Annotated in this window: 14 protein-coding genes; 4 read left to right on the top strand and 10 right to left on the bottom strand. The window is 56.3% G+C overall.

Annotated features, from left to right (window positions below; genetic code table 11):
* Positions 1-35: 35 nt before the first annotated feature.
* From GOB83_RS03565 to GOB83_RS03550, 4 genes are all read right to left on the bottom strand, one after another.
* Positions 36-2,546, bottom strand: a complete 2,511-nt coding sequence (locus GOB83_RS03565; protein WP_165925264.1) for a TonB-dependent receptor plug domain-containing protein — start codon at positions 2,544-2,546, stop codon at positions 36-38.
* A gap of 123 nt (positions 2,547-2,669) precedes the next feature.
* Positions 2,670-3,866 carry an acyl-CoA dehydrogenase family protein gene (locus tag GOB83_RS03560; protein ID WP_165925263.1) on the bottom strand — a complete coding sequence of 399 codons (1,197 nt, stop codon included), beginning with the start codon at positions 3,864-3,866 and terminating at the stop codon, positions 2,670-2,672.
* The gene (locus GOB83_RS03555) at positions 3,863-5,209 is read right to left on the bottom strand and encodes an MFS transporter (protein WP_165925262.1); all 1,347 of its coding nucleotides are present in this window, start codon (positions 5,207-5,209) and stop codon (positions 3,863-3,865) included. Before GOB83_RS03555 ends, GOB83_RS03560 begins: the two co-directional genes overlap by 4 nt.
* On the bottom strand, positions 5,199-5,897 hold the full coding sequence (locus GOB83_RS03550; RefSeq protein ID WP_165925261.1) for an enoyl-CoA hydratase/isomerase family protein: 699 nt from the start codon (positions 5,895-5,897) through the stop codon (positions 5,199-5,201). The genes GOB83_RS03555 and GOB83_RS03550 overlap by 11 nt, the downstream gene beginning before the upstream one ends.
* Positions 5,898-6,029: 132 nt before the next feature.
* Here GOB83_RS03550 and GOB83_RS03545 point away from each other — a divergent pair, with 132 nt between their 5' ends.
* Together GOB83_RS03545 and GOB83_RS03540 are read left to right on the top strand one after the other, a co-directional pair.
* Complete coding sequence (locus GOB83_RS03545; protein ID WP_165925260.1) at positions 6,030-7,055, top strand: alcohol dehydrogenase catalytic domain-containing protein; 1,026 nt, start codon at positions 6,030-6,032, stop codon at positions 7,053-7,055.
* Between the two features lie 4 nt (positions 7,056-7,059).
* Positions 7,060-8,556 carry a class I adenylate-forming enzyme family protein gene (locus tag GOB83_RS03540; RefSeq protein ID WP_165925259.1) on the top strand — a complete coding sequence of 499 codons (1,497 nt, stop codon included), beginning with the start codon at positions 7,060-7,062 and terminating at the stop codon, positions 8,554-8,556.
* Between the two features lie 12 nt (positions 8,557-8,568).
* Here GOB83_RS03540 and GOB83_RS03535 read toward each other — a convergent pair whose 3' ends face one another.
* Both GOB83_RS03535 and GOB83_RS03530 read right to left on the bottom strand, forming a co-directional pair.
* Positions 8,569-9,267: an IclR family transcriptional regulator gene (locus tag GOB83_RS03535; protein ID WP_198911987.1), complete on the bottom strand. Its 699-nt coding sequence runs from the start codon at positions 9,265-9,267 to the stop codon at positions 8,569-8,571.
* Positions 9,268-9,359: 92 nt separating this feature from the next.
* Positions 9,360-10,238 carry a LysR substrate-binding domain-containing protein gene (locus GOB83_RS03530; protein ID WP_165925257.1) on the bottom strand — a complete coding sequence of 293 codons (879 nt, stop codon included), beginning with the start codon at positions 10,236-10,238 and terminating at the stop codon, positions 9,360-9,362.
* Positions 10,239-10,359: 121 nt separating this feature from the next.
* Here GOB83_RS03530 and GOB83_RS03525 point away from each other — a divergent pair, with 121 nt between their 5' ends.
* Positions 10,360-11,889 (top strand): UxaA family hydrolase, encoded by a 1,530-nt coding sequence (locus tag GOB83_RS03525; protein WP_165925256.1) that lies wholly within the window; start codon positions 10,360-10,362, stop codon positions 11,887-11,889.
* 101 nt (positions 11,890-11,990) lie between these two features.
* Here the strand turns inward: GOB83_RS03525 and GOB83_RS03520 are convergent, their stop codons facing one another.
* Complete coding sequence (locus GOB83_RS03520) at positions 11,991-12,632, bottom strand: LysE/ArgO family amino acid transporter (protein ID WP_165925255.1); 642 nt, start codon at positions 12,630-12,632, stop codon at positions 11,991-11,993.
* 72 nt (positions 12,633-12,704) lie between these two features.
* Here GOB83_RS03520 and GOB83_RS03515 point away from each other — a divergent pair, with 72 nt between their 5' ends.
* The gene (locus GOB83_RS03515; RefSeq protein WP_165925254.1) at positions 12,705-13,607 is read left to right on the top strand and encodes a LysR family transcriptional regulator ArgP; all 903 of its coding nucleotides are present in this window, start codon (positions 12,705-12,707) and stop codon (positions 13,605-13,607) included.
* Between the two features lie 34 nt (positions 13,608-13,641).
* On the opposite strand, the gene GOB83_RS03510 is transcribed toward GOB83_RS03515, so the two are convergent.
* From GOB83_RS03510 to xdhB, 3 genes are all read right to left on the bottom strand, one after another.
* Entirely contained in the window at positions 13,642-14,523 is an 882-nt protein-coding gene (locus tag GOB83_RS03510) for an NAD(P)-dependent oxidoreductase (RefSeq protein ID WP_165925253.1), read from the bottom strand.
* Positions 14,524-14,765: 242 nt separating this feature from the next.
* The gene (gene xdhC, locus GOB83_RS03505) at positions 14,766-15,629 is read right to left on the bottom strand and encodes a xanthine dehydrogenase accessory protein XdhC (protein WP_165925252.1); all 864 of its coding nucleotides are present in this window, start codon (positions 15,627-15,629) and stop codon (positions 14,766-14,768) included.
* Positions 15,610-17,991 carry a xanthine dehydrogenase molybdopterin binding subunit gene (gene xdhB, locus GOB83_RS03500; RefSeq protein WP_165925469.1) on the bottom strand — a complete coding sequence of 794 codons (2,382 nt, stop codon included), beginning with the start codon at positions 17,989-17,991 and terminating at the stop codon, positions 15,610-15,612. Before xdhB ends, xdhC begins: the two co-directional genes overlap by 20 nt.
* Positions 17,992-17,999: the final 8 nt, after the last annotated feature.

Here is a 17,999-nt window from a genome sequence, read left to right as displayed (position 1 = left end):
AAGGTTTTTGCCCATGAAATGAATGGGGCATCACCTCACAAATGGTAGCTGATCTTTGCAAAGTAATACCCGCCCATAAACCCGTAGGCAGAATAATACGGGTATTTAAATGCCCCGCTCGAAGACGCCTGCCCGGCCTTGGAAACCTGATTGGGATATTTGTTAAACAGGTTTTGCGCCCCCACACTAAGCGACCAGCGGGAATTAATGTCGTAGCTGACTGTCAAGTTGGTAATGAAGGCGGGTTTGACAACTGTCCAGTCCTTTGCTGCAAGACTGGGGTTGGCAATATATGTCAACTGCCCGTAACGCTGCTCCTGAAAAGACACGAGCCATTTGTCTTTTGCCCATGTAATCCCAAGGGTTTCCCTGTTTTTGGGGGAAGAGTGTAACAATGTGTTCTGGGCATACGCATCAAAATACGGCTGGTTGAGCGCCAGAAGCTGAGAGGGCGTGCTGTTGTAATGGCTGATTTCCGTATCGGCAAAATTGACGCCAACAGAAAAAATCCATTGCCCGTACTTATGCAGGTTCAGGTTATATGCCGCATTAACATCCCCACCATTGGTCACGGTGTTAACCGGGTTGGTATAGTACTGAACGTAGCGGATACCATTTAACCCCAGATTATTGAGCATACTCTCCACCGCTGTTCCTCCAAACTGTGTGGAGTTTGCCATGCGGTCGTTAATGGCAATGCGGTAAAGGTTGGCGGTTAACGTAAAATTATCCACCGGGTGCGCATCAATGCCAATGCTGTAGCTGCGTGAGTATTCACCTTTCAGTTGGCCGCCACCCAGCGCCTTGGCCGCAGCACTTGTGGTTGGGAGCTGTGCAAATGTGTAGGTCGGAAATGTTGAGGTATAATAATAATTTTCCTGACCAAGAGTGGGCGGCCTATAACCCGTGTTAAAATTCGCACGAATGGCCCAGCGTTTGTTAAAATCATACCGCGTGCCAACAGACCCTGTTTCCGTTGTGGCAAGGCTGGAATAGCTGACCACATGGCCACCTAGTGTCCACTCCCATTTTGGGAGAATATGGAAAGAAAGATTAACGTGCCCGTCAAACGTATCGCGCGCTGTGTTGCTAGCTGTATCGGGGGATGCCCCAATATGGCCCGATGCGCCGGGGGTGGCGGTGGCACCGGCGTTTGGCCCGTCCAGCACCTTGACCCCACCATTAGCCCAGGACTGATACTCCCCCGCCGTTAACTGGAACGTATCGTGCCGGTATTCTCCCCCAAACTCCAGCGTTACCGGGCGAGACAGAAAAGAGGGCGTAAAGTTTCTGGATGCTTTAAAACCCGTGACCAACTGGGTGGAAATATCCGAACCATCATAAAAATTGCGTTTGCTGGCCAGCCCGAATGTCGGGTTATCGGAATTGAGAGTTGTATAGCTCTCATCATCCCGCCCGAAGGTTACATAGCCATCCCAGTCAAACCCAGCGGTTGTACCCTGCACGCCGCCGTTAACCTGAAAGTCATTTTCGGTCATGCCCATAAGCGGAATAAAACCATCCGGGTAGAGTGCTCGAACCGTATTGTTATTAGCCGGATTACGGTAGGTCACCTGATTTTCTACCGTTCTGTGGCCATAAGTGGCCGTAAGATAACCACGGATACTATCTGTTATGGGCAGGGCACCATTAACGGAGAGTGTCTCCATTGTTGTATGGCCCAGCCCTTCCAGACGGTTAAAGTCACGGCCAGCCTTTGTCTGGCGCGGGTCCACACTGCCATCAGCCAGCGGGAAATACATGCTGCCCGTATAAAGGCCCGAGCGATTGGTCGGTAACTGGTTGGAAACCTGCGCCGCAACATCCAGATAACCACCACGGTTCCCCAGTTTTATCGCGTAGTCTCCATACCCGTTTACGCCCACGCCATCTCCGGCGTAATATCCGCTATCCACAAAATTGAGCGACCCCCCGCTTGTATTGTGCTTGAGCACAATATTAACCGCCCCCGCTATGGCATCCTGACCATAAAGGGCGGACGCGCCTTCTGTAATGACTTCAATATGATCAATCGCGCTTAAGGGGATCAGGGACAGGTCAGCCGGTTCCGTGCCGGAATTGGGGCCTGCATTGGCATTGAAGTTTGCCGTCAGGTGCCGCCGTTTACCATTCACCAGCACCAGAGTCTGGTCGGCCGAGAGGTTACGCAACTGCATGGTACGGATAAAACGGTTGGACCCCACCCCGCTGAATGAGGGGGAACTGACTGAAGGCATTAACTGCTCCAGCGCAGCCATGGCGTTGCTCTGCCCGGTCCTTACAATTTCCTGCGCGCTGATCACCTGCACATTAGCCGTGCTATGCCTGCGCGTGGTGCCGGACAACACCGGGTCTTCCTGTTTGCCCACAACCGAGATCAGCTCTGGCGATGCCTGCAAAACATCCTGCTTATGGACAGTTTTTTTTACTGCGGACGCATTTTTTACAACAGCCTGGTGGGCTGGCGCTGCATGTGCCCCCTGCTGGTCCCGACTTTTGCCTTCCTCCGCCGTGCCAGCATATGCCGTAGCCGGTAGCGCCGCCATAACAACAACTATTGGGAGCGCTTTCCTTCCACTCGCAACTTTAATAACCATAACAAACGATCCCTTTTTCATACAACTAATTAAAATAGTTGTATTAAGATAAAAAAACGCCAGATGGCTGATTCAGTAAGTAAACGTGATGGGAGGCGGCTCCCCGTTAAGAAGAAAATTGCCAATTGCCTTGTATTTATAGGCAACACTATCATGCGTTGTGTGTGTGCGTGCGTTGCGCCAGTGCCGGTCAAAGTTGAACGGTTTCTGGGTGGTTGCAGCACCACCCACATCGTACAGCTTCTGCGCAACATGTATTGCGCTTTCCGTGGCCGCTATTTTGGCTTCCGCAATAGCAATGGATGACTGAACAAGCAGATTTTCGGTTTCCGCTGTTGTGCTCCGCCCATGGCGGACATCCTCCAACTGGGCACGGGCAGCCTGTTCCACATACTCGGCCGCACGCCGGACCAATGCTTCCGCCGCTCTGACACGAGCAGAAATTTCTCCCACCGCGTAAAGAATGTACGGGTCATCACTGGCTCTGCTCACGCCACTTTCACGCAAAGGACGGGTGTGGTTTTTGGCCCAGTAAACAGCATCATCCAGCACTGCCAGCCCAATGCCCACATCAATGGAACAATGGATAAGCTGTGCGGAGGCCCCTACGTAGTTCCGCCGACCTGCCCAATGCCCTGTGGGAATAATCTGCTCTGGTGACAGAACAATATCATGGAACTCCGTTACACCACTGGCTGTGGTACGCTGGCCCATTCCGTCCCAGTCATCCAGCAGTACAAGGCCCTGTGTGTCTTTGGGGAGCATGACATAAATCCCCTTGCCCGCCTCATCCACCGCCTGCACCTTGATCAGGTCGGCAAACAGGCAGCCGGTGCTGTAAAATTTGCGCCCACGCAAAACTGTTTTGCCATCGACATGCGCAATATGGGTATGGATTTCCCCCCGGAAGTTCCCGCTCCGCTCAGCCACGGCACCGGAACTGATAATACCGCGACCGATCTGCCCCAGATAACGCGTCTGTGCATCCGGCTCGGCCATAAGCCTGAGTTGCTCGATATTGATAAAATGCGGGAACAGAGCCTGCGCCACATTGGGGTCTGCCTTACCCAGAGCTATAAAAATCTCAGCCACGGCACTCTGGCTGACATCTCCCCCACCCAGTTCTTTCTGCACACGAGCGGCACCAAGGCCTGAACTGGCGATTTTTTCAAAAATGGCAAATGGCAGGATCCGCTCCGCATCCCGCTGGGAGGCATCTTCGGCAATAAGCGGGGCAAGCGTGCGGGCAATATGAACATAATCTGTCATGAGTGTGAATCCACGATCGAATGAGAAGGAGAAGCCGGGAGGCGTGCCGTGCGGGCCGTCATGGCCAGCAGCACAACCACTCCAAGCCCGACAAACAGGCTGACAATACTCAGGGCGACCTCAAACCCGCCCAACCGGGTTTTGAGAAAACCGATTAAAACGGGAACAAGCATGCTGCTGACCTGACCGCAGCAGTTGATCAGTGCAAAACCAATGGCGCGGTCCTGTGCAGGCAGCAGGCTTGCTGGAATGCTCCAGAAAATTGCTGTGGCAATCAGATACCCTGCGACCATGATGGTTAGAAAAAACACTGTGCTCATGGTGCCATGCACCATCCATGGCAGCGCCAGCATGCCGGCCATGGCCAGAGCACCACCCAGAGCAAAATGCCGGCGCCGCTCCTGTTGCTGGTCAGAATGCTGGCAAGCCAGAAGCATGGCCACAATACCCACGCCATGCGGCAGGGCGCTGAGCAGCCCAAGCTGCTGCAGGTTCTGCACCCCTGCGGCACGCAACAAAGAGGGCACCCAAAAATTGACCACATTGCCGGTGCACGTAATGGTCAGGCAGTAACTCAGGGATAACAGCCACAGCGTACGGTTGGAAAAAGCACTGGCAAGCGATGCCCGAACAGGCCGCACGACAGAGGATGGTTCGCGTACCATGGCCTGTAGAATGATGTTTTTTTCATCACGCCCAAGCCAGCGTGCATCGGCCGGCCTGTCCGCCAGCCAGCCAAAAGCCACAAACCCGGCAATAACTGGCGGCAGCCCACCAAGCAGAAACAGCCATTGCCACCCATGCCAGCCCCAGACCCCGGCCATATGGGTCATGATCCACGTTGCGCTTGGCCCGCCCACAATGCCGCAGACCGCTATAGCCATGATAAAGCGTGACGTAATCCGGGCCCGGTATGCACTGGGGAACCAGTAAGTCAGGTACAGGATAACCCCCGGGAAAAAGCCAGCTTCCGCCATACCCAGCAAAGTCCGCGCGACGTACAGGGAATACGCCCCCTGCACAAACGCCATACCAATGGTCACTAACCCCCAGAAGATCATGATCCGGGCAAGTGTTCTCCGCGCTCCCCAGCGTTCCATGACCAGATTGCTGGGAATCTCGCACAGCAGATAACCCGCTGAAAAAAGACCGACAGACAGACCAAAAACCGTATCGCTTATGTGCAGGTCCGCGCCAAACTGCAAATGGGCAAAACTAACGGCAACACGATCCAGCCAGTTAAAAACAAGGCAGATAAAAAGGAAGGGCATCAAACGCCATGCAACACGGCGAAAAACAGCGCCTTCAGTCTGCCCGGCACGCGTCAGGCCATCATTGTTCATATCGCCCCACTTCCAGCCTGGCCTGATCCACCAGTGCATAATGCCTGTCCAGTCGGGTACGCCGCTCGGCCAGCAGCAAACGCTTGCTCCATGCCATGGCGGATGTCGGCAGTGCTGCCAGCCGGACCGCAAGGGCTGTGGCCTCGGCCAGCGGGTCCTGCGCAAGAGAGGAAACAAGCCCCATGCGCTGTGCTTCTTCCGCACCAAAAGTGCGACCGGTCAGCATAATATCCAGTGCGGCGGCCTCCCCGATCAGGGAGGGCAGTTCAACCGCGCTAAACCCGGAGAGCATGTCATGCTCGACTTCAGGAAAGCGAAAAGAGGTCTGTGGCGCCGCAATCCGAAAATCACAATACATGGCTATACTTATTCCCAACCCAATGACATGGCCGTGCAGTGCGGCAACAACTGGTTTTGTAAAATCCTCCGCCACACCGGGAATACAGGAGGCCAGAACATCTGTTGTGGCGACCTGCTGCGTTGTTGCGATTTCCTTCAGGTCCGACCCGGCACAGAAAGCCCGCTCACCCGCACCGTGCAACACCACGGCTCTGACTGCGGAATCACGCAGTGCTTCACGCCAGACGCGGCCCAAGGCGGCTTTGTCGTGGCTGTCCAGCGCATTCAACCGATCGGGGCGGTTGAGGGTGATGGTGAGGACACCGGACTGTATAGCACTATCTATCATGGTGTATTCCGTTTTAAAACATGATTCAGAGTCGTTAATTTATCCATAGCAACAATTTTCAATGTGGAATATAAAAAGTTTATATTTTGGTCTATGTGTTCGTAATTCGAACATTTGTGGAGGGACTACGGCATGAAAGCGATCATACTCTCGAACTTTGGCGGTCCATCTCAACTCCGGGTGGAGGAGGTATCAACCCCCGTAGCAGGCCCGCATGATGTGCTTGTGCAGGTGGAAGCTGCCGGAGTCTGCCACCATGACCTGCTGCACAGGGCAGGCAAACTGGCAGGTGCCCCCAAGGGGGTTATTCTTGGCCATGAGGTCGCAGGGCGTGTTGTGGCCACCGGTGCCGCAGTCAGCACTCTTCAGGTCGGGGACCGCATAACAGGCTATCAACGCCGCTTTTGCGGCCAGTGCCGCGACTGCCTGAGAGGGCGGCAAGACCTGTGCCGCGCGGTCTCCCTCCCCGCCGTGGATACAGAAGGTGCTTATGCCCAGTATATCCGCCTGCCTGCGGTATCTGCCATTCGCATACCGGATAATGTGAGCTTCCAGCAGGCGGCCCTTGCCTCCTGCCCCATTGGCACCGCCATGCGGGCTCTTATCTCGCAGGCCGGGCTTACTGCGGGTGAGACCGTGCTGGTCAATGGTGCCAGTGGCGGGCTGGGCGTGCACCAGATCCAGATTGCCCGCGCACTTGGGGCACACGTCATTGCCGTAACCGGGGACAGTGCAAAAGCCAGCAGGCTGGAAGAACTGGGAGCCTCTTCCGTTGTGGTTGCACGGGATGGAAACTACAGCGCCGAGGTGTGGAACAAAACCGGCAAAAAGGGCGTGGATGTTGCCATGGAAAATCTGGGCAGCACTCTCCCCCAGACCCTGCGTGCAACGGGCATGGGGGGCCGTATTGTGGTGCTGGGCAACATTGCTCCGGGGTCTGTTGAAGTTTCACCCGGCCTGCTTATCGGGCGCAGGTTACGTGTACAGGGCTCAGGCAGCGCCACGCTGGACGAGGTCAGCCAGTCTCTGGCCATGATTGCCTCTGGCCTTGTTCGCCCCCAGATCGACCGTGTCATGTCCTTTACCCAGGCGGCTCAGGCCCATGCACTGCTGGAGGCACGGCAGGTCAATGGCCGCATTATTTTGAGCGGATGGTAAGAGCATGAGCATACAACAGCTTTTTTCCAACGCGGCTTCCCGCTGGCCAGAAACACTCGCCCTGCATGAACCCGCCACGGGCCAGAAGCTTACATTCTGGCAGATAAACGCGGCTTTACAGGGATTTGGGGCCTTTCTGGCAGAACGGGGCATTGCCTGCGGCGCGCGGGTTGGCATTCTGGCCGATGCCAGCATCCCTTATCTGATTGCGGATTACGGCAGCATGGCCTGCGGATATGTGCGCGTGCCGTTTGACCCCTCCCTTTCTGTTGAGGAACTGCGCAACCAAATTGCCGATGCCGAAATTGCCATTCTGCTCCACGACCCCATTCATGCGGAACTGGCACAGCTGGCAGGGGGTGCCACCAGTGTTCCACTCCCCACCACATGGCAGACTGTAGCCGCACATACGGCGGCCCCGCAGGCCGGTGGCTCCCCCTCCACGCTGGCGTCCCTCAACTATACTGGGGGCACAACGGGCCAGCCAAAAGCTGTTATGCACACACAGGGTAGCCTGACTGCCATTGTCAGCAATATCGGGCAGGCCCGCCCGACATCTGCGGGGGATGTGCTGCTTAATGTCCGCCCCCTGTGGCCCATTGCATCGGTTTCCGTGCTGGCGCATCTGTGCCACGGGGGAACGGTCGTGCTGGGTGGGCGTTTTAATCCGTCCACGTTTCTGCCCCTCCTCCAGACAACGCATGCCGCCTACAGCTCGCTCGTACCCACACAGATTGCCCGTCTGGTGCAGCACGCTCAGGCACACGGCACCATTGCCAATAGCCAGAACCCCCTTCCCTTTTTCCGTTCTCTGGATGTTGGCGCGGCCTCCCTGCCGCCCGAAACGCTGGAAAAAGCCATGCATCTGTTTGGCCCCCGGCTGAGTATTCTGTACGGCATGACCGAAGCACCATGGAGCTTTTACCTGCCAGCACCAGAACTTGCCGCCCTGCACAAAGCCGGCACCTGCGCTGGAGCTGTCGGTTTTCCCCTACAGCACGTGCAGGCCCGCTTAAACGCGCCCAGCACGCAGCCCCATGCTGGGGAAGTTGAAATTCACGGCCCTCACCTTATGGCGGGATACTGGAAACAGCCCCAAAAAACAGCCTCCGTGCTACACGATGGCTGGCTGGCCACAGGGGACCTGGGCATTATGGACAACACCCATATGCTTAAAATTGTGGGGCGCAGCAAAGAGATTATTCGCTCTGGTGGCATGTCCGTGCAGCCAGCCGAAGTTGTTGACTGCCTGCTCTCCTGCCGCGGGGTTGCTGAGGCCCATGTTTTTGGTGCGACCGACCCCGAATGGGGGGAGCGCGTCTGTGCCGCCATAGTCCTGCATGCCAATACCGAGCTGGAAGCGGATGAGCTGATCCTGCATTGCAAAAAACAGCTTTCCCGCCACAAGGTACCCAAACAGATATTATTTGTACCGCACCTGCCGCGCTCTCATTATGGCAAGGTACAACAGGCAAAACTGCTCAAACTTCTGGAAGAATAATGCCCCGTGCGGTCAACCAAACAGTTGTTCGGCAATACCCCCGCAGGCTCGTTGCAAATGCCGCGCCAGAGGGGAAGAAACCTGCAACACTGCATCCATCTCCAACCCCGCTATGACCAGCGCACCAACAGCCGCATCCTGCCCCCGGCGGATTGGATACCCCATAGAGGATAAACCCTTGCGCTGCTCGCTATGGCCAAAAGAATATCCGCCAGCCTGAGCAACCTCCAGCAGTCTGGGGCGCACCCGCTCGTAACGCTCATCCCCCACTGTCTGGCGCGCCTGCGCCTCGGGGTAGGTTGCCAGAATGGCGCGTCCACTGGTGCAGCTGTCTATGGCAAATTTGTCATCCAGATCTGCAACAACATTAAAAGGGGTTGCGGCTGTCCACATCCGTTCGATCAGCACAATCTGGTCCCCCACAGGCAGAGCAACAGAGACAATGGCAGGCCGATCCGCAATAACATTCTGCAAATCAATGGTGTATGGCAGCGCAATCCGCCGTAGGGGCAGGCGTGTCAGGTAGGCACTTGCTGGTAGCAGGCAGCCACCCCCAAGGCGGTATACTCCATGTTCCGCCTCCACCTGCCGCCAGTGCATCATCGCTTTTAACAGCCTGTGGACCGTACCACGGTCCATACCCGTCAACCGCGCGAGCTCCAGTGCTGTCAAACCCTTGGAGACACCTGCCAGATGCTTTTGCAGCGCCATATACTTATCAAGGACCCCAACGCCGCTACCCTGCATAACCCCCGACCTTCACAATTCTATCAATTCAAATATTGACTTCATAAACCCTGAACCTAGGCACGCCTATCCTGAACCAGCCATTCAAGGAGCAGATGCTTGCTCTTAGGCTCCGCAGCATCTTCGCGGTAAACGATATAATACCCATATGCGGGGGTCGCGCGAATATGGGTGACGGGGATCAGTTTTGCTCCGGGGTCAAAGTGCTCAAGCAATGCAGCACGCACAAGGGCTACCCCCATGCCCTCCCGTGCGGCTTGGTACATCATGGCAAAGTCACCAAAATGAGGCCCCTCTACAGGTTCTGACCAAGGCAGCCCGGCGGCCATAAACCACGGCTTCCATGGTTCCAGAGGGCTCCTTAGCATAGTGCAGTGCTCCAGGTCGGCAGGTGCAAAAAGACGATGCTGGTTTATAAAATCCGGTGTTGCGACAGGAAAAATATCTGACTTCATAAACATCAGGCTTTTCATTCCGGGATAGTTGCCTGTTCCAAACCGAATATAAATATCCGCCCCTTCGGCTTTGACATCCAGCCCGGAAGAACTGAGTTCAATACTGATCTGCGCCTCGGGGTGTTCCTGCTGAAAACCCTGTATTGCGGGCCACAGAATCAGCCGGGCAAAAGACGGTGGTGTGCTGATTGTGATGCTGGCCTCAATGTTATTGGCCAGACGGGGCAGCTTAACATCCTCAAGCGCATCAAGCGCATGCCTTACAATCGTAATATACGCCTCCCCAGCGGAGCTGAGAACCAATGCACGGCCCTGCCTATGGAAGAGAGCAAAGCCCGCCAGTTCCTCCAGAAGTTTGATCCGGTGGCTCACGGCACTTCTTGTCAGCAGCAACTCTTCAGCCGCTTTGCTGAATGATCCGTGCCGGACGGCACTTTCAAACGCGTAAAGCGTGTTCAGGGGGGGAATGCGGCGTTGCATCTGTGGCTTCTGCTCTGAGATTGGTGAAAAAACTTTGACAGACAGGTGCGACGATTTCAACCCACCCAATTCCAAATCCTCCTTATAAATTAGATGGAGAATTCAAACCGGGGTTAGAAAAATGTCCACGATTGCCAACATCATAAAATTAAATCCGATGGATGATGTCGCCATTGCCACGCTGGCCCTGCCTGCGGGCAGCCTGCTCGAAGGAACCGACGGGGTGCGCACTGCGACCGAGATACCGGGAGGGCACAAAGTTGCCTTAAGAACAATCCAGCGCGGTGATCCCGTACACAAATATGGTCAGATCATAGGGTTTGCGACGCAGGATATTGCTCCCGGCCAGCATGTGCACATCCAAAACCTGTCTATGGGGCATGATTTTGCGCGGGATTATGCGTTTGGCAAAGGGGTAAAACCCTCGCCCGAACCAGCCGAGCACATGACTTTTAAGGGATACCTGCGCCCGGATGGCCGGGGAGCAACACGCAACCTTATAGGAATTGTCAGCACGGTTAACTGCTCTGCCACAACTGTCAAAAAAATTGCCGAACACTTCGTTCGGTCAGATATTCTTGAGCACTACCCTAATGTTGATGGGGTTATTCCTGTCACACATGGCTTTGGGTGCTGTATCGACTCAAAGGGGGAAGGCCTCCAGCAACTTCGGCGGACAATTGGGGGCTATGTGGTGCACCCCAACTTTGCGGCAGTTCTTGTGATCGGGCTGGGGTGTGAGGCAAACCAGATGGACGCCATATTCATGGCCGAGAATGTAAACCCCGGCACACGCCTGATCCCCCTTGTGATGCAGGAGGAAGGCGGAACGCAGAAGACCGTTGATGCCGGGATTGCCGCGATTGAAAAAATCCTTCCCGAAATCAACACTATCACGCGTGAGGCCCTCCCGCTCTCGCATCTGGTCCTTGCCTTGCAGTGCGGTGGATCGGATGGGTATTCGGGCATTACGGCAAACCCTGCTCTGGGGCATGCGGTTGATCTTCTGGTCGCACAGGGTGGTTCAGCCATTCTGACCGAAACTCCGGAGATTTATGGGGCAGAACACCTGTTAACCCGCAGGGCAGCACGGCGTGATATTGGCGAAAAACTCGTCAATATCATCCACGGATGGGAACAATACGCAGAGCGCGAACACGGCAGCATTGATAACAACCCCACCCCTGGCAACAAAAAGGGAGGGCTGACAACCATATTGGAAAAATCTCTGGGTGCGGTCGCAAAAAGTGGTTCCACCGCGCTACAGGGCGTTTACCACTATGCCGAACCTATTGATGCACGCGGGTTACTGTTTATGGATGCCCCCGGATATGACCCGATGGGCGCCACAGGCCAGATTGCCTGCGGGGCAAACCTGCTGGCGTTTACAACTGGCCGAGGCTCCTGTTTTGGATCCCGCGTTGCCCCTACCATCAAAATCGCAACAAACACCACCATGTATAACCGCATGCAGGATGATATGGACATCAACTGCGGCAGTATTCTGGATGGCCATTCCAGCGTGACGGACATGGGGGAAGAGATTTTTCACTTCATTATCCGCATGGCGTCAGGGGAACACAGTAAGAGCGAAGCGCTCAATGTTGGCAACGAGGAAATGGTTCCATGGATGATCGGGGCCCAGATGTAATCTCAGGTCCGTAAAAGAGTGTTTTGACGGCCATAACAGCGCAAGGAGGGCAATGCCCCCTGCGCTGCCTGCAATAAGGCGATCCAGCCCAATAGTAGCCATTATGACCGTGCCAGAAACGAGTGCACAAGGCCGTTCCAGAGCAGAAAACCCGCAAGCGTAAACATGATGCATCCTATAAACACATCCAGAATCTGCCATGAGCGGGGGCGAGCAAACAACGGCTGTAAAAGGCGTGCCCCATAGCCCAGAGCCGCAAACCACAAAAAACTGGCAGACGCCGCTCCTGCTGCAAACATGGGTCTTGCTGATGGAGGCTGTGCCGTGGCCGCAGCCCCCATCAGCAGCACTGTATCGAGGTAAACATGAGGGTTAAGCCACGTAAAAGCCGCCACCGCCAGCAGCGCCTGCCTTAACGAAATCCCACGATCCACCTGAGCCAACATGCTGCTCTGGTGTGCCGCCCGGTACAGTGATTTTGCGCCATACCATGCCAGAAACAAGGCACCAGCCAGCGTAAGACCCGCCGACAGGGCAGGCAGAGCAGACGCCAAAGCCCCGACCCCACTCACACCCGCAATAATCAGCACGGCATCCGAAAAGCCACAGAACAGGACAATCACCCCGACATGTTCCTGTTTAAGACCCTGCCGCAGCACAAACAGGTTTTGTGCACCAATGGCTACGATCAGAGATGCGGAAAGCGCAAAACCAGTGCAAAACGAAATGAGGAACAGCATCATGCTGTTTCACTATGTCCTTTTTCCTGATAAGGAAAACTTGTTTTTCTAAATGATATAAAGCATTCCTTACTTATGCTGGATTACGCTGCCTTGGGTATTGTCAGTGCCGTTGTGCGTGAGGGTTCTTTTGAAGGAGCGGCTCAGGCTCTTGGCATTACATCGTCCGCCATTTCACAACGCGTCAAAGGGTATGAGGAAAAACTGGGCGCGCTGCTGATTATCCGCGGTCTGCCCTGCCAGCCCACCACGCTGGGCAAGGCTCTTTGCGCCCATATTGACAAAGTCCGCCTGCTGGAAGCTGAAATTCCTCAGCTTTCTGGAGATGCAGCATTATCCGTCTCCCGCTCACCCACGCTCAAAATTGCCGTTAACGCGGATAGTCTCGCCACGTGGTTTCCATCCGCAATTTCTGGCTTCGTAAAAGAAAGCGGGGTTTTTCTGGACCTGCTTATAGAGGACGAAGCCCATACGGCGGACCGGCTGCGGTCGGGTGATGTCATGGCCGCAGTTACGGCAGATTCAAGCCCGGTGCCCGGCTGCCGCACGCTACACCTTGGCACGTTACGTTACGCAGCCTGTGCAAGCCCGGATTTTGTGCAACGCTATTTTTCTCATGGACGGACGCAAGACGCATTCTCCAACGCGCCCTGCATGTGCTTTGAAAAACGGGACAGGCTGCAAACACGGTGGTTGCAGGAGGTCCACCAACTCCCTTTGCCCCGACAGGTGCATTATATCCCGACCCCTCAGGGGTTTCTGGATTTCGCACTCGCCGGAATGGGGTGGGGGTTGCAACCCCTTGCACTCGCCAAAGCACACCTTGAATCCGGGCGGCTTGTCGAACTCGCACCAAAGCACCGAGTAAATGTTAATCTGCACTGGGTTACTCCGCGCCTGAAAAGCGAAACACTGGACAAACTCACCCGGAATCTCAAAGTGCAATGCTTGCAAAGCCAATATCTTGAGCGGGCATAACCCAAACCTTCCAGCTTCTCTGCGCTGGCATGCCCTACTTCAAGCCACTTTCCTGACGCACCCGTTCCTGCAGGACGACAAAATCGCGGTCTGCATCACCCGCGCTGACTGCACTCAACAAACGATCACGAACAATGGCGGCATAGGGGAGTGGTACGCCATAATCTCCCCCGGCATCCATGAACATCCCGACATCCTTCAGGCCCAGAGTAACAGGTGCTCCCGGAGTGTCATAAGCATGGTCAACCATCAGCTTGCCGTAGTTCTTATGGATCGGAGCAGTATAGAAGCTGCCTGTCATAATCTCGAAAATCTTGCGTGGGTCTGTTCCCGCTTTTTCATTCAGAGCAAAAACTTCTGCCATCTGTTCAATGGTTGAGTAAATCATGAAATTCAGGGACAATTTTGCAAGATTAGCCTGTAACGGGTCATCCCCCACCCTGAAGATATGAGGGCCAAAACATTGGAGTGCTGGTTCCAGATAATCCAGCACGGCCGATTTACCAGCGGCCATAACAAACAATGCTCCCGCTTCCGCCGCAGGAGGCCGCCCAAGAACATTGGCACTGACGTATGTTTGCCCACGTTCTGCATGACCATCGCGCAAACGGCGTGCCTGCTCGAGGGATATTGTGCTGCAACAGACATGCACAGCATTGGGCAATAACCCTTCGGCTATACCATTTTTGCCAAATGTCGCCTGCTCAGTCGTTGCATCATCCAGCAGCATAGAAAATACAATATCGGCGTCATGGGCAACCATGGCAGGAGTTTCCCCCACAGTCGCGCCCAGAGCAGCAAAGTCGGCAGCTTTGGCGGCTGTTCGATTATAGACACAAAGCTGATGCCCGGCAGCAAGAAGGCGCCTTGCCATAGGGTGCCCCATAGCGCCCAGACCAACAAACCCGATTTTCATGCTGCCTCCTGTTGCATTGATCCATTGCGGTCAATTTTCTGAATTTTTCATAAATTGAAAAGAGCGGAATATTCCAATCAACCAGAACACGGCGTGGGACAGGCCTGCTCTGCCATTTTCATTCTGTTTTTAAAATTGATGCGCCATGTACTCTAGAGAATGTGACGTCTTTTGCCCACAATCGGCTCTTCCCCGACCCTGCCAACGTAACTGCTGCACACTTGCCGCACAGAGTTTAGCGGTCAGGCACTGGCGCCCATACTGGCCCCAGCAAACCCTTCCCCCTGCTGTGCGGGATGGAGCAGTTTTTCCACCACTTCGGCTGCCACAAGAGCGGCTATCACCTCGGGGCGTTTGTCCCGCACGCCCCTATCCCCTATGGGGCAGACCAGTGCCGCAAGCTGTTCTGGAGAAATTCCCACTTCTGAAAAGGATTTTTCAAACCGCAAGCGTTTTGTGCGCGAACCGATAAGCCCAACATAGGCTAGGCCGGGCTGCAGGAGCGCTGCCTCCACAATCAGCGCATCCAGTGTGTGCGATGGCGTTAACACCAGAACCCCCGCACCCGGCTCCGCCGTTGCCAGAACATCGTCCCACACGGCGGTCACGCGTGCTTCCACTCCTTCGGGCACATGGCCAAACTCATGTGCGCGCGGGTCCACCCAGACCAGCCGCAACGGCAAAGGGGCCAGTGCGTGGGCCAGTGCACGCCCCACATGCCCCGCCCCGAACAAAAACAGGGTTGGGCGCTGGGTATTCTGCTGGGCCAGTTGCTGTTCAAGCTGTGCACATAACGGAGCACTCAGCACTTCCAGCCTTACGGCCACGCGGCCACCACAGCACTGGCTGACATTACTCCCCCCCAGCACTATCTGGCGCTCGCACAGTGCCTCGCCCGACTGGAGCATGGTGCGGGCATGCTGCTCACACGCCAGTTCCAGCGCGCCGCCGCCAACCGTGCCCGCCACTACGTCCTGCCCGACCAGCATAAACGCTCCCTCCTCCCTTGGGGTGGAACCGCGGGTAAGCGTTACGCGCGCCACGACCAGAGGCTGAGGTGCCTGCTGCCAAAGGCCAAGTAACTGCTTAGGTGTGTACCTGCGCATGACCCACTCCACCTTGCTGGCGCAGGCGCTCGGCCACGCGCAAAATCTGTTCGGGCGTTGCCGGGGCATTCAGCCCCGGATAGGTACGGTAGTTGTCCACACTGGCCAGCGCATCGGAAATGGCATGCAGCACCGCCAGACCATGCACAAACGGAGGTTCCCCCACCGCTTTGGAGCGGAAGATGGTTTCCTCCCGGTTGGGCACGTTTTCCATGAGTTTGACATTAAAAATACGTGGCCGGTCGGAACAGGCGGGAATCTTGTAAGTGCTGGGCGCATGGGTGCGCAAACGCCCCGATGTATCCCAGAACAGTTCCTCCATGGTCAGCCAGCCCGCGCCCTGCACAAACCCGCCCTCGATCTGCCCTATATCAATATCCGGGTTAAGGGAGAGACCTGCATCGTGCAGGATGTCCACCCGCTCCATGCGGTTTTCCCCCGTAAGCAGGTCCACCACAACCTCCGCGCAGGCCGCACCGTAAGCAAAGTAATAAAACGGTCGGCCACGCCCTGTTGCACTATCCCACGAGATTTTGGGTGTTTTGTAAAACCCTGTGGAGGAGAGGGAAATACGGGCCATATACGCCGCATTGACCAGTGTGGCGAACGGCACCGTAGCCTCCCCCACCACCACACCATCAGCTGTAAAATGTACCTGTTCGGGGGGAACCTGCCATTTGGCAGCGGCAAAGTTTACAAGCCGGTCCTTGATGGTGCGCACAGCCGCCAGCACGGCCATGCCGTTCAGGTCCGCACCACTGGACGCGGCAGTAGCAGAGGTATTGGGGACCTTGCCTGTTGTGGTGGCGGTAATGCGCACCCGCTCATGGGGCAGCCCGAACTCGCGCATGACAATCTGCACCATTTTGGTATGCAGGCCCTGCCCCATTTCTGTCCCGCCGTGGTTCACCTGCACCGAGCCATCGGTGTAAACATGCACCAATGCCCCGGCCTGGTTAAAATGCGTGGCGGTAAAGGAAATACCAAACTTGACCGGCGTTAACGCAATACCACGCCGTAGGTACTGGCTTGTCTTGTTAAACTCCCTGATCTGTGCGCGGCGTTTGCGGTAGTCGCAGTCCTGCGCAAGTTGGGTCATGACCTCCCCGGCAATGGAATCCTCCACGGTCATGTGGTACGGAGTGACGTTGCGTTCGGTCGTACCATACACATTGCGCAGCCGCACATCCAACGGGTCCAGCCCGGTGGCAAAGGCAATCTGCTCCATCATCCGTTCAGCCGCCGCAGCCCCCTGCGGGCCACCAAAACCACGAAATGCCGTGTTGGACTGCGTGTTGGTGCGCAGCGGCACCGAGCGCAGGCGTACGTCGGGGTAGTAATAGGCGTTATCCGCATGGAACAGCGCGCGGTCCGTTACCGGGCCGGACAGGTCGGCCGACCAGCCACAGCGGGCAGCCAGCTCCATATCCACCCCCAGAACATGGCCCTGCGCATCAAAACCCACGTCATAATCAATCACAAAATCATGGCGCTTGCCCGTGATCATCATGTCATCATCACGGTCAAGGCGGAGTTTGGCTGGGCGGTCCGTGCGCGCGGCGGCAAGGGCTGCCAGACAGGCCACAATGTTGGCCTGAGTTTCCTTCCCGCCAAAACCACCTCCCATGCGCCGGACTTCCACGGTCACAAGGTTGTTGGGGCAACCCAGCACGTGGGCCACCATGTGCTGGGTTTCGGTCGGGTGCTGGGTGGAGGAGCAGATACGCATTTCCCCGTCCTCTCCGGGCCAGGCCAGTGCGGCCTGCCCTTCGAGGTAAAAATGCTCCTGCCCGCCAATGGCCAGTTGGCCTGCAAGCCTGTGCGGGGCATTGGCCAGAGCCTGAGCGGCGTTACCCCGTGTCATTTCCAGCGAGCGGCAGACCAGTGCTCCCCCTTGTGCGCGGGCCTGCTCTATGCTCAGCACTGCGGGCAGGTCCTCGTACTCCACCCGTGCCAGCACTGCGGCCTGGCGGGCTGCATGGCGGGTTTGGGCCACCACGGCAAACAAGGGCTGACCACAGAAAAACACATGGTCTTCGGCCAGCAGGGGTTCGTCCCCCGCTCCTACGGAGCTGATCTGGTTGTGGTGCGCTATATCGCGCGCGCTCAACACGCAAACCACGCCGGGGTAAGCCTGCACCGGCCCCAGATCCATGCTGATGATGCGCGCATGGGCGCGACTACTCAGGCCAAGGGCAACATGCACCGCATTGGGCGGTGTTGGCATATCATCCACATACCGCGCCTCCCCCGCTACGTGCAAATGCGCGCTCTCATGCCTGAGCGAGGAAGACGCCGCACCGGCCACCGGTGCGGGGCCTTGGGGTGCCACGCCTGAGGCTTCAGCCTGTTGTGCTGCCATGGTGTGGG

It is taken from the genome of Acetobacter fabarum (assembly GCF_011516925.1).
Lineage (GTDB): Bacteria > Pseudomonadota > Alphaproteobacteria > Acetobacterales > Acetobacteraceae > Acetobacter > Acetobacter fabarum.
This window is presented reverse-complemented; position numbering and strand designations above follow the sequence as displayed.

Bases quoted from the DNA above. Each gene is read 5' to 3' on its own strand.
- GOB83_RS03565 (WP_165925264.1), bottom strand. From the start codon at position 2,546: ATGGCGGCGCTACCGGCTACGGCATATGCTGGCACGGCGGAGGAAGGC.
- GOB83_RS03560 (WP_165925263.1), bottom strand. From the start codon at position 3,866: ATGACAGATTATGTTCATATTGCCCGCACGCTTGCCCCGCTTATTGCC.
- GOB83_RS03555 (WP_165925262.1), bottom strand. From the start codon at position 5,209: ATGAACAATGATGGCCTGACGCGTGCCGGGCAGACTGAAGGCGCTGTT.
- GOB83_RS03550 (WP_165925261.1), bottom strand. From the start codon at position 5,897: ATGATAGATAGTGCTATACAGTCCGGTGTCCTCACCATCACCCTCAAC.
- GOB83_RS03545 (WP_165925260.1), top strand. From the start codon at position 6,030: ATGAAAGCGATCATACTCTCGAACTTTGGCGGTCCATCTCAACTCCGG.
- GOB83_RS03540 (WP_165925259.1), top strand. From the start codon at position 7,060: ATGAGCATACAACAGCTTTTTTCCAACGCGGCTTCCCGCTGGCCAGAA.
- GOB83_RS03535 (WP_198911987.1), bottom strand. From the start codon at position 9,267: ATGGCGCTGCAAAAGCATCTGGCAGGTGTCTCCAAGGGTTTGACAGCA.
- GOB83_RS03530 (WP_165925257.1), bottom strand. From the start codon at position 10,238: ATGCAACGCCGCATTCCCCCCCTGAACACGCTTTACGCGTTTGAAAGT.
- GOB83_RS03525 (WP_165925256.1), top strand. From the start codon at position 10,360: ATGTCCACGATTGCCAACATCATAAAATTAAATCCGATGGATGATGTC.
- GOB83_RS03520 (WP_165925255.1), bottom strand. From the start codon at position 12,632: ATGATGCTGTTCCTCATTTCGTTTTGCACTGGTTTTGCGCTTTCCGCA.
- GOB83_RS03515 (WP_165925254.1), top strand. From the start codon at position 12,705: ATGCTGGATTACGCTGCCTTGGGTATTGTCAGTGCCGTTGTGCGTGAG.
- GOB83_RS03510 (WP_165925253.1), bottom strand. From the start codon at position 14,523: ATGAAAATCGGGTTTGTTGGTCTGGGCGCTATGGGGCACCCTATGGCA.
- xdhC (WP_165925252.1), bottom strand. From the start codon at position 15,629: ATGCGCAGGTACACACCTAAGCAGTTACTTGGCCTTTGGCAGCAGGCA.
- xdhB (WP_165925469.1), bottom strand. From the start codon at position 17,991: ATGGCAGCACAACAGGCTGAAGCCTCAGGCGTGGCACCCCAAGGCCCC.